We start from the raw sequence: 15,380 nt of genomic DNA, 5'->3' as shown, positions 1-15,380 counted from the left end.
TGCACAGGCCCAAGGCGCTGGTGACCAAAGCCGCCCCCATATTCCAACTGGCATTCGACGATGTTGCTGCCATAGGCCTTGCAGGAATTCAGCCTAAGATGGGTGTAAGGTGCAACCGGCAGTGGTCGCATATGATGAACCCCGCTTGCGCAACCTGCCAAAAACAGTGCCGCTCCAACCCCGCCGATGAAAGTCTTTCTAATAATCAATGGAATAGCACTCCCTATTCGTCTTGCTGATACCCCGCGCGGCTCAACGCGCTGAGAAAAATATTGCGGGCAAGCTCACAATATGGCGATTCGTCTTGCGCCAGACGTAATTGGGTCAACACGAGCCCCAACCCCGTCACATCAGCCACAACCTGCTCCAGATCATCGCTGAAGCCGCGGCGCAGCATCTCGCGATCACCGTGCCCCTTGATAACAACGGCGTAGTCGTTGCGCTCGACGCTGTGCCACAACTCGACCACGCCTTCCCCGCCACTCGCATCTTCAGCGTCACATAGAAGTAAGAGCGAATAGCCACCGCCCTCGATCCCGCTCTCTTGGATCCACGTGCCGCCATGAAACTGCGTTAGAACAACGTTGGACGAGAAGAACATCAGCCCCTCGTTTTTGAGGAGCCTCCGCTGTCCGAGGCGAACAAAGCTGTCCATCGCAGCGACCCGGATTAGCGCCCCCGGCAGGCTGTCGCTGCAATGCTCGCACACAGCCTTCAGCCCGTCCTCCTGCATTGCGAACGCGCTGTGATAGCGCTTCACAACAAAGCGCTCGACATTCTCCGTTCGCCCTCCAAGCTTCTCCACCAGACCGAACGCCTCCAATGGCTCCCATGGTTTCTCGAAGACATCACTTTCAAGGTCGAAATCGGCGGCATTGGTGAAACTGGACGGCCCGACGATAATCCCGGCCGAACGCGTCTGTGCACCACATCCGGCGCAATCGACCGAAATCGGAACCACGTACCATTCACTGGTCAGCAACGACCGATCATGCTGCGTCACAGAGTTGTCCCCGCCTGGCCGTGGATCACTCGCCTTCGTCCTCGGCCCCCGCTGGCTCCGGAAACACGCTCAGCGTACCTCTTGTTATTCCCACCGACGAGAAAGTCCGCCAAGTCAACAGGCGTTCGCTCATGAGAAGCAAGCCCACGACCGGATCCCCTCCGCCGGCATTCAACCAAGCGCTGGCTACATCAAGAATCTCTGGCGCAACGCCATCGGCGCTGATTTGCCAGCTTTTCTTCGTACCACCCTCGGCTTCGTCCCCTGATGACTGCCTGTCGTCCTGCTCCATCAAAACCGCTTCGGCTCAAAAACATATCACTGCAGTGTAATTTTCTACCGACGTATAATTGAAAACTCAAGCTTCAAACGGATCAAAACCAACGATGGAAGATCATCTGAGAGATAAGTGCCCCTACAAGTGCCGCGGCGACTGCAAACGCCCACACCATTCCGCGGCGGTGCGCCTCGAGCCATTGCCAGATTTTGCCCGGTCTCGTGGTTTCGTCGGTTCCAAGATGATCCTCCTGCATCCACATGGAACTTTCACCAGGCCATTGTTCGGCAGCCTTCGTCTCCGCCCTCCATTTACTGACGCGGAACGTTTCTTCCACACGGCGCTGAACTTCCTCATAGCTCAATTCGATCGCACCGTCGGTCACCATCTCCTCATACCAACTGCCCCTCGCGAAAAGGTGTCAGTTCGACCCTGTACTCACCGATTACTGGCCGCGTCGCATGAACCACACGCTCGATGAAGCACCAGGTTCAGTTTCAGAGCAAAGTGTTTCGCGCATTCCTCCGGACATAGTGCTTCAGTCCTATAGCTTCTTCCCGTTAGCGGCTTTATGCGTCTCCGTTCGACTGAGAACGCGACCCAAGGGGGCCTTCCCCCCTTCCCGTCGCAAAGCGCCTGCCTGCCGGCCCGGATGCAGCAAGTCGGTCGCACCCTGACGGGTGCAACCGCGTTGCGCACCCCGTCCGGCAACCGGGCGCTTTTTGCCATCCCCCGCGTCCCTTCAACAGGCGGGAGCAGGCCCAAGAGCCTGCCCCCTTCCTATTCTGGAGCGAAAAATGAAACCTGTCCGCTACACTGGATTCCTCATAGACCCCCTCAATGCGACCATCGGCCCGGTGTACATCGTCGACCCTGTCGATGAGCATCAGCATCAGCCGAAAACGCAGTTGCGCCAGCTTCTTGGCGCACGGGCGCTGCACACCCTTGAAATCGAGCTCGGAGGCCGTCGCCATCTGGTCTGGCACGACGCCCAGGACACGGAGCCATATTGGACGGCTATGTTTCAGATCAAACAATCGCAGTTCCTCGCTAGCCACGCCATTGTGTTCGCTGACGACAACAAAGATGAGTTTGACGCTGATGCCTCTCCTTTTGGCATCGAGCCGACAATCACCATGGCCGAACTCGCTCAGTTGACGACTTGCATTCAACCAATCCTCGTCCCACGTATGCAAGAGGATCAGATGACAGGTCTTGATCTGGCTATCGTCCGCAAGAAACCCACAGTAATTTCCTAGAAGAGAGGATATGAACAATCACCCCTATGCTCATTGTTTCCTTCCTTTCTCAATTTCCATTGTTAGTGTTACTGAGTCGGACGCCAACGCGTCCATTCCCATATGCGGTTACGCGAAACGCCAGCAACGCGTCGTTGACGGCGATACCTTCTGGTTTGTTGGAATCAAGTACCGTTTGTACGAGATTGACGCCCCTGAATTGCCGGGTGTGCAAAGTGCCAACAAGAGTACGAAACCGGTGTAAAGGCAGCCTACCTTCTGCAATCCCTCTTGCAGTCTGGCATCATCAGCGTGGCGCCGCACGGAGAGGGCCGTTATGGGCGCACGTTGGTGAGCGTCCAGACCAGAAAGGGCGATGCAAGCGAATTGCTGAAAGCCGGTTTGGCCGAGCGGTCCGGCCGCAAGTACGCTGCAGGTTGGTTCTCGAACTGATGAGCAAGGCAGTGTCCGCTCCGGCAACGGCGTGGATCTTCTTTCTAAGGCTGGCATTGTTGCTACACGCGCTCACCGGAACAATTAGGCTGGCGCGGTGGCTCTTCACTTGGCCGGACATCGACCTCTGGTCGTATGCGGTGTTCGGGATTCTGTTTGCCATGAGCCCGCTCCTGGTGACCGTTCTCGCCTATGATGCGATCACCACTTTCCTCCCCGCCCTTGGGCCTCGATATGGCAGTGGGATTAGCAGCAGCGTCAGAAACTTGGACGGGAGCGCAACCGCGGTCTGCCTGCCTACGCTGCCCCCCACGACACTCCTGTTCGTGGTTCATCGTCTTGCACAAAAAGAAGCCGTCCGTGATTACGTGGGCGACTTGATCGATTGGATATTCTGGTTTGCCCTTCTGAGCCTCGCCATGGCTGCCCTTGCAGGATTGATCGGCTTGGCCCTCGCCCTCTAAATCGGCTGCCCAAAATTGGCTCCTACCGGAACGGCTATCGTGGCAGACCAAGCCCTTCCCGAAACCGCTGTGCCGCCAGGTCATCATTGAGTTGACGACGCCGCTCTTCTTCGTCTCTCCGCCGTTCTTCCGGTGTCCGGTCATCCTTCAAAAAGGCGAAGGGTAATCCTACGAGAAAGGCAAAAGGCGCGATCGTCGCGACGCGGAACCATAGATGTCTATCATAACGACCTGACGCCCACGCCCACATAGCCTCGGTCCATGCATCCGGCAGGAAGATGTATGAAAACGTCAGCGCAACCCAATAAGCCACGAAGGCGCCGAGCCACAAGCAGAGCACACTGCTAATCAGGAACCCTACGACCTTCACGCTCATCCAGGCAATCCGGAATGGCAGAATCAGAAGTCTGATCGCCTTGGTTAAGGCGGACATTTCGCTGTTCTCCTTCGCTTTTTCAGCCAGCGCTCGACCTAAAATATCAAAATAGTAGAATTTCCGATACTTGCACTGCACTATCATTTCGTGCATTTTCGTCGCAGTCAACAGGTGACGATTGCGATCATGGGCTACCCTGTCTGGCGGCCACGCCGCCTCTCCTATCTGGCGCTTGCGAGCTGCCTCTTCCTCCCGCCAGCCATGTCGCAGGACGATGCCGTCTCGAAATTCATCTCCTATTACCAGAACGCCTATGCGCAAGGCCGGGATTTGGTCCCTGAGCCACAGGCCGCGCTTGACACGTCCTCGATCGCAACTCAGCTCACGTTGAAGACGGTCAAACCCGTGAGCGCTCTCACAGGCAGTGCGTTTCTCGATTCCAACAGCGCGGTTATTAAACTCGCCGGTGTCCAGGGCTGCCTTTCAACTGAAATGGTCCAGTTCATGGGCAATCAGGTGTCATGTGTCATGGTCTCGTTAGCGGGGCTGGCCTCCAGTCTCGACCTGGCGAAAGCCGACGCCGGCGACGCCTTCCCCTGCCACTTCGTCGGACAAAACCCTGGAAGTCCGACCGTCCGCTTTGCTGAGTGTTTTTTCACCCAGGACGACATGGTGCAATCTCTATCTGAAACCATGATCCGGAAAGGGTTTGCCTTTGCCGCCCGTGATCGCGCTGGCAAGCCGATCTTTCCGGAGTATGCGAAAGCGGAGGATGACGCGCGGCGGTCAAAGGCTGGCATTTGGGTGAATTCCTATTTCACGCACCCTTACGGTGAACGTTATCGAACCAATCCTTCAACGAATTGATGCGGATCCGACTGTTCATGTTGATTACCACGATTGCAGCTTCCGGCCTTTATGCAGGCATGTACGTCATGCCAGAGTTTCTTGCCGAAAAATCCTTGAGAGCGACGCCCGCCCCTCCAGTGGTTCCAGTGCAGGCGTCGCCAAATCAGACACCGCCGGCTCAGACGCAAGACGGGGGCGCTCGGCAATTAAACTTTACTCCATTTCCAGCTACAGCCCAGTTCGAGACCGGTGACACGTGGATCTCCGACGGACGTCGTTATCGCTTATATGGACTGCAAACCTGCCTCCGGGGAACCAATGTCACCCTGTCCGCTGGTGTCGTCCGTGATTGCGGGGAATTGAATCTGATCATGGCTCAAGCTCTCATCCGCGATACCAAGCCCGTCTGCACCACGGTCAAGGATCTCGATCAGAACAACGCCGTCGTCGTCTGCCAGACCACGACTGGCGAACGAGGCTACGACCTAGCCACCTATATGATTGCTCAAGGATGGGGCTTTGCCGCCGTCGACGGCGCGGGCCAGCTGATCGTTCCTGGTTACCGGGTGGCAGAAGAAAGCGCGCGAACGGCGCGCGCAGGCTTATGGGCCTATTCTGATATGCCGCACCCCGTCTCGGTACTGATGCAGCAACAGAAGGCACAACGGTGACAATGATGCGAACAGCTGCCATCACCTTCGCTCTTCTCGCCGGGCTCCTATCGCTTTCTCTGGCGCAGAGCCGGCCGGCCGACGTACCGCGACAAATCTACGGTAAGGTGCAGGTGATCGATGGCACGACAATCGACTTCAAAGATCGCGGTCAGATTGTCCGCCTTGCTGGATATGAGGCTCCTCGCCTGGAGCAGACTGCCGTCAGCGAGGGTATTGAATGGCCAGCCGGACAAGTTGCCAAGGCATGGATGATCCTCCGGACACTCGAGCGAGACGTCAACTGCGCGCCGGTCGCACGGGACGCCAACAAAAATCTCATCGCTCATTGCTTCGTCGGAGAAACCAATCTGGCTGCCACCGCAATCGCGGAAGGCATCGGCTATGCGTTTAATTACAAGGATGAGCCGCAAGTCCCGGCTTATTTCGACATAGAGAGGAAAGCCCGCGGTCTTGGTTACGGGGTCTGGTCTTCCAAGGATCTCCTTCCGCCATGGCTCTATGTTTCGGCGCGGGATAAAAAGACACCCGAGCAGGCTCCGGATACGTTCGACCCCGGTCTCCCCTTGCCCCCTCCGGTCACTCCAGACATTCCAGCATCCTCTGCAGAATCCCAAGGAGGCTAACATGAACCGTTTGCTCACATACGCACTCGCTACGGCGCCGCTGCTCCTCGCTGCGGTCCCGATCGCAGCAATGTCGCAGTCCGCTACACAAGATGGCGCCACGCAAAAGCAGGTGGAAGAACGCGATCCCAACTATTGCGGTGCTGGCGGCGCCGGTTGCGACCCGCAGGACGTTCAGCAATGGAAAGTGATCGGCAACAAGCTTGCCGATCTCTCGTCAGCCGATCTCAGCCAATACGCCTATGCCTGCGTCAAACATCCCGATTGGAAGAAGGATTGTGAGAAGGATCCCACCATCATTCTGAAGCGGCTTGGCATTGAAGGATACTGAGGAAGCATCATGACCAATCCGTATATTTCCGCCGGTGTCGCCGCCGCCGTTGCCGCCCTCGTCGGCTTCGGCGCCGGCTATCAGGTCAACAACATGACCACGAGCACGAAAATCACTGAGCTCGAGGCGAAGGTCACTGAGCTTGAGACAAAAGTGGCCGAAGCAGCGAAGCTGGAAGTTCCTACCGACGAGGAGGCCACGGCGGCACTTCAAAAAACGACCTTCAAAGGGAGCTCAATGCGGATAACCGAATGTCAGAAGCACCCCGTGATTCCTGGCGTGATTTGCAACGGCACAGTCTCGGATTCGTCCGGTTGGTCTATGCCTAAGTCGCTTCCATTCGCAAAAATCGATGGCGCTTGGGCCTATGCAAACTGATCGTTTTAATTTCACAGGAGAGGGAAATGAAATCTTATGGCTTGTTTTCTGCTGCATTGATCGCCACCGGCACACTATGGGCGGCAGCGCCCGCCCAGGCGCAGGACGCGTCGTGGGGCTGCCAGGTTCTTCTGTGCGCAGCATCACAAAACCCATCCTGGCACGGCGTTTCCTACTGCGTTCCGCCGATGACGAAACTGATCACGGCCATGGCAGAACCCGGCTTCAGCTGGCCAATTTGCGAGCAAGCCAAGGCCGGCAAGCCCGGGCGGGAAAATTACGAGCAATGCCGTGAAGGCACAAAGGTCGGCTACAGCGAGCACGGCCGCGACGGCAATCGCCGTGAGCCCGATCGCTGCGTAACGACGGTCAACGTGTGCAGAGACCGTCTCAGCAATAGGCGCACAGGTAACAACCTTGATTACCGTACAGTTGCCGGCGGTCGCGACGGTAATAGCTGTATCCAAGAAACTTCATCACTGCGCCCCCGCCGCGCCGACCCGTGGTATTTCGACATCCCAAACGAGCAAGGGAAGAAGCAACGCTTCTGGTTCAATCTCAATTACTGATGAAGCCGATCTAGAGGCTTGCCCGGGATATGCCCGGGCAACTTTTTTTTGACTTTCGCCTCTTTTCCTCCTGCCGTGGCGGCTGGAGGTCCTCCTCGCTGACCTCGAACAGATCGCCAATCGAGACCTCGAGTTCACGGGTCATTTTATCGAGCATCGTCAGCTTGACGTCGCGCATTCCGCGGGCCACCTGCGACATATATCCTTCAGTCACATCAAGCTTCGCGGCGAGATCCTTGTTCTTCCAACCCCGCTGCGCCTTGATCCGTTCCAGGCCAAATACGAGTCGCTCCTGAAACGTCAATTCCTTCAAATCCTTGATGGTCGTCTCTTCGCCTTTGTTTTCGCCCTTAAACCGAGGCATGAGCGTATTTCACCTTCTTAGCCCGACAATGATTCGGGTGTGTTTTTGACTCGCCGCCGCTAACCTGACTCCAATGATTGGAGAATTAAGAGTCTTGGTTCATGGCACGCCCCCTCCGCCCCATCGTATTACCCCAATTTTCCGCCTAAGAGTCCCGATCAGCCGTGATCAGGCGTCCCAATACGGAACGAACCTCTTTCGGTTCGATTACGTTTGTTTAAGCGTTCCCTCTTGCGCCTATCTATAGACTTCGAATGTCGCGCACTTCAAAGAATGCACCGTCTAGCTAATTGAAGTGGTTCAGCTTTTTCCCAATCCCTTAGGGCTACCCTTTGTGAGTTACCTTATTTTAGGTAACCCGAATGCACAAGAATCTTTTACCATTTTGACATGAAATGCACCGTCACCGCGCAGCGACGAACGTGCGGCTACTTGCGCTTGCAGGGAATGCAACGGAACCGATTTGTGAGGGTGGAAGGAGCCCGCGCGGAGCCAGCCCGCGCCACCGTGGGAAGATGGGCTGAGGCGGTCGGCCGCCGCGTTGGCGCTTTCCCATCGCCGGCGAATCCGATCGTCGTTCAGCAGCAAATCAAGGTTCCGCTCACCCGCCGGCGACAGATCGTAGAGGGTGACGCCCACCCGGAATATCGTCAGGCCGCGCGGATAATTCTGCCGAACCTGGACCCACAGTTCGGCCAGCGCCGAGAGGATCGCATGATCGTCATTGACGATCGGCAAATGGCGCTTGCCGAGCTACGACCCGTCTCGGATAGAGAGCCATAGCCACAGCCCACCAGCATAGAAACTCTCTCGCCGCAGGCGCCGCGCCGCCTTGATCAGCAGCAGGCGCGAGATCTCGCGCGCACCGCTGATCGTTCGCGATTCCGGCGGCAGCACGCGACCATGGCCGAACATTCCGCAGCTCGACGGGGGAGCCTGAATGTCATAGCCGTGCAGCGCGTACCAAAGACGCTGCGGCAAGGGCACAGTATGCGACCGACGTTGTTGGATCCCGTGTGCTTGCCGTGTCCTGTCGGCCGACATACTTGCCGTTCGCCTTACTCGATACCTTGGCGTTGTCGTTCGCGCCGATCCTCGAAATCATCACAGGGAACGCAACGGCCTGCTTTTGCGGGAGATGCTGCTCATCTCCTCGCGCGGTCTATCGCCCTCTCAGTCGCGCAATTGGCAGAGCTGCTCTTGAGGCGTGCGCCGGCGAGCTCGAGGAGCGCGCGGGCTATCTCGTCCTCGGTCCAGCCGGATTCCGCTGCGCGCTCAACCAATTGCTGGACGGCCGGTTCCAAGGCGAGCTGGCATTGAAGGCCGCGGTCCGGATGGTCGACCGGGCAGGTTGGTTGCACGATCGCAATGCTTGATCGCTTCATTGCAGGCCATGGGCTCTCGCCCTTCTCCTTTAGCCACACGAGGCGCACCAGCTCACGTGTTGTTCGTGCGCGGCTCGGCAACCGCTTCATCATGTCCACCAACCGCTCCAGCGATCCCGCGCGTTCCAACTCCGTAAAGAAATGGTGCGGCGTGACGCTACCGAGCCGGTGCATCTGGGCCAGGTTCCACACATACGGATAATCGACCATGAATTCGGTTCGAGGCGAGGCCTTGGACGGTTTAGCCTCGGTCAGGATGCCGCCGCCCACGAGTCGATCGGCCCTCTCGATGATTTGGCGCACCCTCGATGTCGACAAGTCATGTTCCTGCGCCAGGTCGGCGAAGCGCATGCCCTTCAGAAAGCCTTCGACCAGGGCGACGTTCCTATCGACGGTCGGGGTAAACCCCCAACATGCCCGCAGTTTTTCCAGCATCATGCCGTTTGTTCATCCGGTTGTTCGCGCCCCTGCAAACTCTACCCGGCCAAATCGGCGCTTGGAAGACCCACCAGACTCACGTTGGGTTCAGGCCGTATGTTTTCGAGTCTGCCTTAGCTTTGTCAAAAGCAACTACCCCGTCCGTGCAGCGGACGAAAAGGCACTTGCTTGGCTTTTCGATGTCAAACACCTTGAGTGCCTGCGAGCGCTTGGTCGCAAGCCTGCCGTTCGCCTCAGCAGCCCGACCTGCTCGGCCTCATGGCGCAGATTCTGCCTGGGCCTCGGCCCCATCTGTTGGATCACCAGCCCGGCCGCCAGCGAGCCGAGATCGCCGCAATCCCTGAGGCTGCGCCCGGTCGTGCAACCATAGAGGAAGCCGGCAGCGTAGACGTCGCCGGCGCCGGTCGTATCGACCAGTTCCCTGATCGCGGTCGCCTGGATGACGACGGTCTCGTCGGCCGCGCACGATGACCGAGCCTTTTTCCGACCGGGTCACGGCGGCGATCCGGCAATCCTTGCGGATCTGCACCAGCGCCTCGTCGAACGACGAGGTCTGGTAGAGCGACTTGATCTCGTGGCTATCGCGAAGACGATATCGACGGTGCCGGAGCGCATCAGCTCGAGGAACTCGTCGCGGTTAGCGGTCGACACAGAACGAATCCGACAGCGTCATCGACACTTCGCGGCCCGCCGCATGGGCAAGCTTCGCCGTTTGCCGGATTGCTTCCTTGGCGCGCGGCGGGTCTCACAGATAGCCCTCGAAATAGGGGACCTTGGCGCCTGAAGCCTTGTCGGCCTCGTTCGCGATGGCAGCCAGGTCGATGCCGCCCCAGATCGACTGTGGCCGCTTCACGAGCCCACGCTTCTGTTTGATCTCGACGACAAAGGGCGCCCCCACGCATTTTCCCACGGTTTTTGAAGACGTTACTGCCGTCCAAGCCACGACTCAAGCGGTTCGCCGACAAACAGATCGGCGCCTTCTTGCTGGTTGCGACGTCTCTCTACCGGGACGGACGCCTATGCTTCAGACTATCACCACCAACAACAGCCTGATCCTGGTCAAATGCGCGCCAACCGCCGCGCCGGATTGTGGACCTCTCGCGGGTGGTTTCTGCAACAAACACCAGGGTCATCAGATCAAGCAGAAAGTCGTCGGTCGCTCGGGCGAGTGTTTCTGACTTACCTCTGAACTGATCCAGCAAAACGCGCGCATTATCGATCGCGTCCGCGCTTGGCCGCATCGATTAGCGCCATCCTCTCGAAACTATCCAATTTTCGAAACTCCCTCAAAGCTCTTGCCAGGGTGGCTATGCACGAAGGTGGCTATGTGAACCACTCGCTCAATCCCGCGGCCGTGAGTAAGGCGTTACGCGGTGCGTCAGTGTTGGCTAGCGCAGGGAAGCTCGCCGTCCCTGAGACCCTGACCGCGGCTCCTCATTGCAAGAGTTTACCCCCTGGTCCATTAGCTTCATCTGCCTTCGCGTCGCCGCTTGGCGTCGCTGGTCCAGATGAGTGCACAATGCGCTAACCAGGTGTGTCGCTCCGGGCCTTGCGGTCTTTCGCGTTTGCTGCGCCTATATTAGCGCTCAATAACAACCGGTCCGGCTTAATCGCCGAACCAAACGCGTTGCGAACTTTACAAGGAATACGCATATGGCGACTGGAACCGTGCGCTGTCGAACGCGCGGGCCTCTCGAGCCTGGCTGACGGCCAGAAGATCAACTACGAGGTCGAGCAGGACCGCCGCACTGGCAAGTCTTCCGCTGGCAGCCTCAGCAAAGCTGGTTGATTTTTCGGCTGCGTCCCGCAAGAGCCGGAAGCATGCGGCAGGTCCCGGATGGCCTGACCGATCAGCAAAGCGAAGATAGAGCAGTTCGAACCGCCAAGGCGCTGGCGGGCAACCATGTGGGCGTCATAGCTTGGAGCCGCGACGCCGATCCAGCGCTAGGCGACTACGGGCCGCCGACGGTGCTTTTCGCTCAGGGCGAAGTGCCCGACATGGAATAGCGCGACCGACTCATCGGTCAATGCGTCCGGCCGATTATGTTCCAGACGGGCGGCGATCAAACTTCACGGCAAGGCCGCGCGAGCCAGCCATTTCCACAACAAGTTGCTCAACCTCGTCATCGCTCAGCGCCGTTTGTTGCAGCTTTCGAATGTGGGTGACTGCAGCGGCGAGCGAGACCGACGCCATTCTTGCGTGGTCGTCGAGCATCTCGCCGATCGCGAGCACCACATCGGCGTCGATGTTTCGCGGCAGTTCGCGCATCGATCTTTCCCTCCCGCAAAAACTATTGCGCCTTAGAAGGAAGATGACAAGCAACGGCTACGAGCAGAGTTGAGGCGACGCGACTCCCGTCGGAAATCGTGCGCGGGGCAAGCGTGGCACGGTTCTTGCGCCCACAGCTTCAGGCATGCCGGGCACAAAGACCCTGTTCCCCATCGACACCGGCGTATGACGTTGGGACAATGATGTCGCGCAAGCTTCTGTTTGGCCTTCCCGCAGCGTTCCTAGCAGCCGCCATGGGACGTTCGGCTTTGATCATTCGGTTGGCATCAACCTTTCGCGAATTCGTTACACCGCGCTACCGGCCGGAGCTCCACTATATGCGCGGCCCCGGGCCGGCCACCGCGCGCCGTGTTAGCGGGCGTTGAAGCCGATCTGATGACATCTGGACTCTCTTCCGCAGCGGACGCATTCTCTCGTTGGGGAGTGAGGGGCTTGGACAAATACCGATACGACAATCAGTCTGACCAATGGCGCAAGCGGACCGGCGCCAAGCTTCGGCGTGCACGCCTCCTGGCAAGTGTTCCGAAGCGGCTTGTGTTCGTGACAGTTGCAGCTATGGCCGCCTACGTGACGCAGTTTGTCGTGCAGCACAGCGAAGGCGCCCCCGACCTGAACGTATCACACTGGATTGGACGATCGCCGGCGCCGATCGCCGGCGTCGCTTCAGTCATCGACGGCGACACGATCGAGATCCATGGTCAACGCATCCGCTTCAACGGCATCGACGCACCCGAGTCCGCGCAGCAGTGCGACGACGCCAAGGGCTTTCGCTACCAGTGCGGCGTCAAGTCGGCCGCTGCTCTCGATACGTTCCTGACGCTTTCCAGGCCCACTCGTTGCACGTTCATGTCATGGGACAGGTACGGCCGCTATGTAGGCGATTGCTACCGTGCGGACGGCAAGAGCGTCGCCGGATGGCTTGTCGAGAATGGCTTGGCGCTGGACTGGCCGAAGTACAGCCATGGCGCCTATGCACCGCAGCAGGCAAAGGCGGAGACTGCGAAGGTCGGCATGTGGGTCGGTAACTTCCAAGCGCCGTGGGACTGGCGCGCATCGCACCCCGACGGTGCGGCGCCGCTGAGCCAGCCACTCGGCATCGTCAGCCGCAAGCTGGTCATGCAGAGCGGCGGCTATTCATGCGAGCTGCGGCGCACCTGTTCGCAGGTCGGCTCATGTGATGAGGCCCAATGGTATTTGCACAACTGCTCTTGGGGCCGCAAACTGGATCGCGATAGCGACGGGGTGGCGTGCGAGACACTTTGCTGATCTGGAGAGGTTGGGATAGGCACAGTTTCGCGTTTTCCTTTTGGCTAGTGCCTAGGATATCGAGGAAAGAATGAGCAGCAACAAGAGGATCGCATCTCCAGCGCCCGCGTCAGCGTCTGCACCTGCCCCGGAGTCCAAGGGCCAATCCTACAAAAGCTTGGGAGTGTTGCTGACGATCCTGGTTTTCGCTGCGATATTATTCATGTGGCTGAAGCCGCTCTGGTGCGGTACATGTTACTACGTCGACAGCATACAGATGAGTGCCGCCTTCCAGAAGTTTGGGTTTCAGTCAGATTACCTGAAGCAACAGTTAGCCTATGCGGATGCTTCTGTGGCTCCGGACGCCCTAGATCTATCTTTTGATTTCGACGAGAGCGGCCGCAATAGATCGGTAGGCTATCAAGGTAGGCATTTAGATCCGGACTTCAAAGATATCGGCACTATCCGCTTCAAGCTGAATCCCAATGAGAAAGTCTCTCATATTCTTTACTTCAGCGGTATAGACTACAAAATTCCCGTAGTAGATATTAGCGTTTCCGATGTCATACAGATAATCCAGTACTATATGGGGATAAGGCGCAATACGATAGATATCTATCTCGACTGCGAGAGCAACTGTTCAATTATAGACGTCTCTGCTCGACTTGTTTTTAACAAAGACTCTGGAAATTCGATGGAGATAACCGGATCAGATATGAAATTGTACTTTGACCACGGTGAAGAGACAGCTTTCTTGCCGATAATGATCCCGTCCAGAACGCAACCAATTCCGTTGGATCTTGTTAGATTCATCGCATTCAAAGCGAAGAGCGTTCTTGATAGTTGTGCGTATGATGTGATACAGCGATCACATTTTCCTACAACCGAAGCTCTTGATCACAAAAGTGAACCAGTTATCCTATTTAGTTCTATGCCGATTCCACAAGACTATTGCACACTTTCGATGCTTTCGATGAGATACTTCGAGGGAGGGGATTTTTCGGATGTTGCCGGTTATATATTCGAGTTCGGCGCAATGATGCACGGAGAAAACCGACTTCAGTTCGATATGCTTGACGAATTTGCTCGGTGGAAAACAGACCCGAAATACGATGGTGAAGGGGCGACATGGCTCAACGAAAGGATATGTGAAGAGAACTCAGAGCTGATGGATGTGGGAACTCTACATCGATTTCTATTGGTGAAGTTGGGCCTTGCAAAACAATGGCCATTGTATGAATGCCCCAAAAAGAAGGAGAAGTAGGAGCGCGCTATATTCCCTCAATATCAGGAGCGAGCCGCCTGCGCATAGTGCTTCTCGGCCATCCTGATTTCACCTGCCCAAGGGCTTCGGCCACGACGATCATCGGCACCCCGTTGCGCACAGGCTCGCGAATGAACAGTAAGACTCCGATCGATTCCAGTTGCAATCCTTAAATTAATCCACCTCACAATCCAGATCGAGGTGTTGCCGGCGATGCATTTAGCAGCGTATGTCGACACACAATGATGCATCGCCCTGCTCTCACGGCCAACGTATTGGTAAGTTTCGGTTGCTATTATCGGTTCCCATATGGATACCGAAACGAGCCCTATCCCTACTGTCGACAACGCCCAGTGGCCTCGGGCTCACATGGCTGCAAACGCATGGCGTGGACGTTGCCTCGATATATTTGCGCGAAGCGAGGCAGCCGTTAGTGAGACGCTTTTGGTGCTAGCGAATACATCGCAGCGTGGCACTGTCGTGAAACTGCCCCATCTCGTCGGGCAACGGTTCGAAGAATTGGCAACTTTGACCGCACCAGCCGGAGCTTTCGCTTTGGAAGGAAAGGCATCCGCAGCAGCACTATCGGCCTTCCGCACCCATGAGGGCCTGCGCACGTCGCTGGGCCACGGTGTCGGCAAAGTCGTGCTCGACCAACGAGGGGGTTGGTTGCTCGTCTTGCGAACGCTTGCCTTCCGATCAAAGCAACCGCAACGTACGGTCCTTGTTATCGAAGAGAACGAAGCCGAAGAAACAGTCAAATCACTCCAAGCCGCTGGGCAGCGGCTCCTTTCGGAACTAGGAAATTTGCGGCATGCCCTCGGCCCGAGCTGAATCCTCGGGCGGAAAAAGGTGCCCGCATGGTTCCGTAAACGCCCAAGCGATTCTCTCGGCGAGCCGGCCATCTGCCAGTCTCCCGCCGTTCCGTTCTCGATCGCGTTGACGATGCTGTCGGTGATCGTCTGATGAATGCTCCGCGTCTGTGCCATTTCGGTCTCGAGCGTTGTCCGATGGTTGCCGAAACGGCCGCAAGAAAACCGCTTGGCGTCGCCAGTGATGCCGAATGGGGCAACCGCCGTTGCGGCTTCGCCACTGCACCGGGCGCGATGGCACGGCATAACGGCGCGCGTCCGAGCATGCCTCGCTCGATTCTCTCGCA

General features: G+C 57.4%; 23 protein-coding genes and 2 pseudogenes. 15 read left to right on the top strand and 10 right to left on the bottom strand.

Translation table 11 applies throughout. The features are described from left to right. Window positions 1–223: 223 nt before the first annotated feature. From ABVQ20_RS35455 to ABVQ20_RS35445, 3 genes are all read right to left on the bottom strand, one after another. On the bottom strand, window positions 224–1,003 hold the full coding sequence (locus tag ABVQ20_RS35455) for a hypothetical protein (protein WP_354464472.1): 780 nt from the start codon (window positions 1,001–1,003) through the stop codon (window positions 224–226). A 25-nt stretch (window positions 1,004–1,028) separates the two neighbouring features. Next, window positions 1,029–1,295: a hypothetical protein gene (locus ABVQ20_RS35450; protein WP_354464470.1), complete on the bottom strand. Its 267-nt coding sequence runs from the start codon at window positions 1,293–1,295 to the stop codon at window positions 1,029–1,031. 82 nt (window positions 1,296–1,377) lie between these two features. After that, window positions 1,378–1,665, bottom strand: coding sequence for a hypothetical protein (locus ABVQ20_RS35445; protein ID WP_354464469.1), 288 nt, complete (start codon window positions 1,663–1,665; stop codon window positions 1,378–1,380). A 412-nt stretch (window positions 1,666–2,077) separates the two neighbouring features. On the opposite strand from ABVQ20_RS35445, the gene ABVQ20_RS35440 reads away from it, so the two are divergent. The 3 genes from ABVQ20_RS35440 to ABVQ20_RS35430 all read left to right on the top strand — a co-directional run bounded on the left by ABVQ20_RS35440 (window position 2,078) and on the right by ABVQ20_RS35430 (window position 3,435). After that, on the top strand, window positions 2,078–2,539 hold the full coding sequence (locus tag ABVQ20_RS35440) for a hypothetical protein (RefSeq protein WP_354464468.1): 462 nt from the start codon (window positions 2,078–2,080) through the stop codon (window positions 2,537–2,539). Between the two features lie 10 nt (window positions 2,540–2,549). Continuing rightward, window positions 2,550–2,783, top strand: coding sequence for a hypothetical protein (locus ABVQ20_RS35435; RefSeq protein WP_354464467.1), 234 nt, complete (start codon window positions 2,550–2,552; stop codon window positions 2,781–2,783). A 187-nt stretch (window positions 2,784–2,970) separates the two neighbouring features. After that, on the top strand, window positions 2,971–3,435 hold the full coding sequence (locus tag ABVQ20_RS35430; protein ID WP_354464466.1) for a hypothetical protein: 465 nt from the start codon (window positions 2,971–2,973) through the stop codon (window positions 3,433–3,435). 34 nt (window positions 3,436–3,469) lie between these two features. Here the strand turns inward: ABVQ20_RS35430 and ABVQ20_RS35425 are convergent, their stop codons facing one another. Continuing rightward, complete coding sequence (locus ABVQ20_RS35425; protein WP_354464465.1) at window positions 3,470–3,964, bottom strand: hypothetical protein; 495 nt, start codon at window positions 3,962–3,964, stop codon at window positions 3,470–3,472. Between the two features lie 18 nt (window positions 3,965–3,982). On the opposite strand from ABVQ20_RS35425, the gene ABVQ20_RS35420 reads away from it, so the two are divergent. Genes ABVQ20_RS35420 through ABVQ20_RS35395 form a run of 6 tightly spaced genes read left to right on the top strand, consistent with a single transcriptional unit; the run spans window position 3,983 to window position 7,235 of the window. Then, entirely contained in the window at window positions 3,983–4,678 is a 696-nt protein-coding gene (locus tag ABVQ20_RS35420) for a thermonuclease family protein (protein WP_354464464.1), read from the top strand. Between the two features lie 17 nt (window positions 4,679–4,695). Continuing rightward, window positions 4,696–5,331: a thermonuclease family protein gene (locus tag ABVQ20_RS35415; protein ID WP_354464463.1), complete on the top strand. Its 636-nt coding sequence runs from the start codon at window positions 4,696–4,698 to the stop codon at window positions 5,329–5,331. Between the two features lie 5 nt (window positions 5,332–5,336). Then, window positions 5,337–5,957: a thermonuclease family protein gene (locus ABVQ20_RS35410; protein WP_354464462.1), complete on the top strand. Its 621-nt coding sequence runs from the start codon at window positions 5,337–5,339 to the stop codon at window positions 5,955–5,957. A gap of 1 nt (window position 5,958) precedes the next feature. Further along, window positions 5,959–6,288 (top strand): hypothetical protein, encoded by a 330-nt coding sequence (locus ABVQ20_RS35405; protein WP_354464461.1) that lies wholly within the window; start codon window positions 5,959–5,961, stop codon window positions 6,286–6,288. A gap of 9 nt (window positions 6,289–6,297) precedes the next feature. Continuing rightward, complete coding sequence (locus tag ABVQ20_RS35400) at window positions 6,298–6,666, top strand: hypothetical protein (protein ID WP_354464460.1); 369 nt, start codon at window positions 6,298–6,300, stop codon at window positions 6,664–6,666. Between the two features lie 26 nt (window positions 6,667–6,692). Continuing rightward, window positions 6,693–7,235 (top strand): hypothetical protein, encoded by a 543-nt coding sequence (locus tag ABVQ20_RS35395; RefSeq protein ID WP_354464459.1) that lies wholly within the window; start codon window positions 6,693–6,695, stop codon window positions 7,233–7,235. A 10-nt stretch (window positions 7,236–7,245) separates the two neighbouring features. Here the strand turns inward: ABVQ20_RS35395 and ABVQ20_RS35390 are convergent, their stop codons facing one another. The 5 genes and pseudogenes from ABVQ20_RS35390 to ABVQ20_RS35370 form a co-directional block, all read right to left on the bottom strand. Then, a complete protein-coding gene (locus ABVQ20_RS35390; protein WP_354464458.1) occupies window positions 7,246–7,599 on the bottom strand; it encodes a helix-turn-helix domain-containing protein in 354 nt (117 codons plus the stop codon). A 339-nt stretch (window positions 7,600–7,938) separates the two neighbouring features. Next, window positions 7,939–8,337: a hypothetical protein gene (locus ABVQ20_RS35385; RefSeq protein WP_354464457.1), complete on the bottom strand. Its 399-nt coding sequence runs from the start codon at window positions 8,335–8,337 to the stop codon at window positions 7,939–7,941. A gap of 15 nt (window positions 8,338–8,352) precedes the next feature. Then, complete coding sequence (locus ABVQ20_RS35380) at window positions 8,353–8,514, bottom strand: hypothetical protein (RefSeq protein ID WP_354464456.1); 162 nt, start codon at window positions 8,512–8,514, stop codon at window positions 8,353–8,355. A gap of 230 nt (window positions 8,515–8,744) precedes the next feature. Beyond that, window positions 8,745–9,422, bottom strand: a complete 678-nt coding sequence (locus tag ABVQ20_RS35375) for a hypothetical protein (RefSeq protein ID WP_354464455.1) — start codon at window positions 9,420–9,422, stop codon at window positions 8,745–8,747. Window positions 9,423–9,656: 234 nt separating this feature from the next. Further along, a pseudogene (locus ABVQ20_RS35370) lies at window positions 9,657–10,221 on the bottom strand (adenosine kinase); the annotation flags it as partial. A 220-nt stretch (window positions 10,222–10,441) separates the two neighbouring features. On the opposite strand from ABVQ20_RS35370, the gene ABVQ20_RS35365 reads away from it, so the two are divergent. The 3 genes and pseudogenes from ABVQ20_RS35365 to ABVQ20_RS35355 all read left to right on the top strand — a co-directional run bounded on the left by ABVQ20_RS35365 (window position 10,442) and on the right by ABVQ20_RS35355 (window position 11,429). Further along, window positions 10,442–10,600, top strand: a complete 159-nt coding sequence (locus ABVQ20_RS35365; protein ID WP_354464454.1) for a hypothetical protein — start codon at window positions 10,442–10,444, stop codon at window positions 10,598–10,600. A 494-nt stretch (window positions 10,601–11,094) separates the two neighbouring features. Continuing rightward, window positions 11,095–11,211: pseudogene (locus tag ABVQ20_RS35360) on the top strand (cold-shock protein); the annotation flags it as partial. Window positions 11,212–11,243: 32 nt separating this feature from the next. Further along, entirely contained in the window at window positions 11,244–11,429 is a 186-nt protein-coding gene (locus ABVQ20_RS35355) for a hypothetical protein (protein WP_354464542.1), read from the top strand. 34 nt (window positions 11,430–11,463) lie between these two features. Here ABVQ20_RS35355 and ABVQ20_RS35350 read toward each other — a convergent pair whose 3' ends face one another. Next, a complete protein-coding gene (locus ABVQ20_RS35350) occupies window positions 11,464–11,691 on the bottom strand; it encodes a hypothetical protein (RefSeq protein ID WP_354464453.1) in 228 nt (75 codons plus the stop codon). Window positions 11,692–12,267: 576 nt separating this feature from the next. Here ABVQ20_RS35350 and ABVQ20_RS35345 point away from each other — a divergent pair. From ABVQ20_RS35345 to ABVQ20_RS35335, 3 genes are all read left to right on the top strand, one after another. Further along, the gene (locus tag ABVQ20_RS35345) at window positions 12,268–12,978 is read left to right on the top strand and encodes a thermonuclease family protein (RefSeq protein WP_354464452.1); all 711 of its coding nucleotides are present in this window, start codon (window positions 12,268–12,270) and stop codon (window positions 12,976–12,978) included. Window positions 12,979–13,048: 70 nt separating this feature from the next. Further along, the gene (locus ABVQ20_RS35340; protein ID WP_354464451.1) at window positions 13,049–14,221 is read left to right on the top strand and encodes a hypothetical protein; all 1,173 of its coding nucleotides are present in this window, start codon (window positions 13,049–13,051) and stop codon (window positions 14,219–14,221) included. A gap of 480 nt (window positions 14,222–14,701) precedes the next feature. Continuing rightward, on the top strand, window positions 14,702–15,055 hold the full coding sequence (locus ABVQ20_RS35335) for a hypothetical protein (RefSeq protein ID WP_354464450.1): 354 nt from the start codon (window positions 14,702–14,704) through the stop codon (window positions 15,053–15,055). The last annotated feature ends 325 nt before the right edge of the window (window positions 15,056–15,380 follow it).

It is taken from the genome of Mesorhizobium shangrilense, from assembly GCF_040537815.1.
Classification (GTDB): Bacteria; Pseudomonadota; Alphaproteobacteria; order Rhizobiales; family Rhizobiaceae; genus Mesorhizobium; species Mesorhizobium shangrilense.
This window is presented reverse-complemented; position numbering and strand designations above follow the sequence as displayed.

Coding starts and splice junctions, on each gene's coding strand:
- ABVQ20_RS35350 (WP_354464453.1), bottom strand. CDS start 11,691: ATGCGCGAACTGCCGCGAAACATCGACGCCGATGTGGTGCTCGCGATC.
- ABVQ20_RS35440 (WP_354464468.1), top strand. CDS start 2,078: ATGAAACCTGTCCGCTACACTGGATTCCTCATAGACCCCCTCAATGCG.
- ABVQ20_RS35435 (WP_354464467.1), top strand. CDS start 2,550: ATGAACAATCACCCCTATGCTCATTGTTTCCTTCCTTTCTCAATTTCC.
- ABVQ20_RS35450 (WP_354464470.1), bottom strand. CDS start 1,295: ATGGAGCAGGACGACAGGCAGTCATCAGGGGACGAAGCCGAGGGTGGT.
- ABVQ20_RS35345 (WP_354464452.1), top strand. CDS start 12,268: ATGGCCGCCTACGTGACGCAGTTTGTCGTGCAGCACAGCGAAGGCGCC.
- ABVQ20_RS35410 (WP_354464462.1), top strand. CDS start 5,337: ATGCGAACAGCTGCCATCACCTTCGCTCTTCTCGCCGGGCTCCTATCG.
- ABVQ20_RS35415 (WP_354464463.1), top strand. CDS start 4,696: ATGTTGATTACCACGATTGCAGCTTCCGGCCTTTATGCAGGCATGTAC.
- ABVQ20_RS35390 (WP_354464458.1), bottom strand. CDS start 7,599: ATGCCTCGGTTTAAGGGCGAAAACAAAGGCGAAGAGACGACCATCAAG.
- ABVQ20_RS35375 (WP_354464455.1), bottom strand. CDS start 9,422: ATGATGCTGGAAAAACTGCGGGCATGTTGGGGGTTTACCCCGACCGTC.
- ABVQ20_RS35430 (WP_354464466.1), top strand. CDS start 2,971: ATGAGCAAGGCAGTGTCCGCTCCGGCAACGGCGTGGATCTTCTTTCTA.
- ABVQ20_RS35400 (WP_354464460.1), top strand. CDS start 6,298: ATGACCAATCCGTATATTTCCGCCGGTGTCGCCGCCGCCGTTGCCGCC.
- ABVQ20_RS35355 (WP_354464542.1), top strand. CDS start 11,244: ATGCGGCAGGTCCCGGATGGCCTGACCGATCAGCAAAGCGAAGATAGA.
- ABVQ20_RS35380 (WP_354464456.1), bottom strand. CDS start 8,514: ATGTTCGGCCATGGTCGCGTGCTGCCGCCGGAATCGCGAACGATCAGC.
- ABVQ20_RS35405 (WP_354464461.1), top strand. CDS start 5,959: ATGAACCGTTTGCTCACATACGCACTCGCTACGGCGCCGCTGCTCCTC.
- ABVQ20_RS35365 (WP_354464454.1), top strand. CDS start 10,442: ATGCTTCAGACTATCACCACCAACAACAGCCTGATCCTGGTCAAATGC.
- ABVQ20_RS35340 (WP_354464451.1), top strand. CDS start 13,049: ATGAGCAGCAACAAGAGGATCGCATCTCCAGCGCCCGCGTCAGCGTCT.
- ABVQ20_RS35395 (WP_354464459.1), top strand. CDS start 6,693: ATGAAATCTTATGGCTTGTTTTCTGCTGCATTGATCGCCACCGGCACA.
- ABVQ20_RS35425 (WP_354464465.1), bottom strand. CDS start 3,964: ATGCACGAAATGATAGTGCAGTGCAAGTATCGGAAATTCTACTATTTT.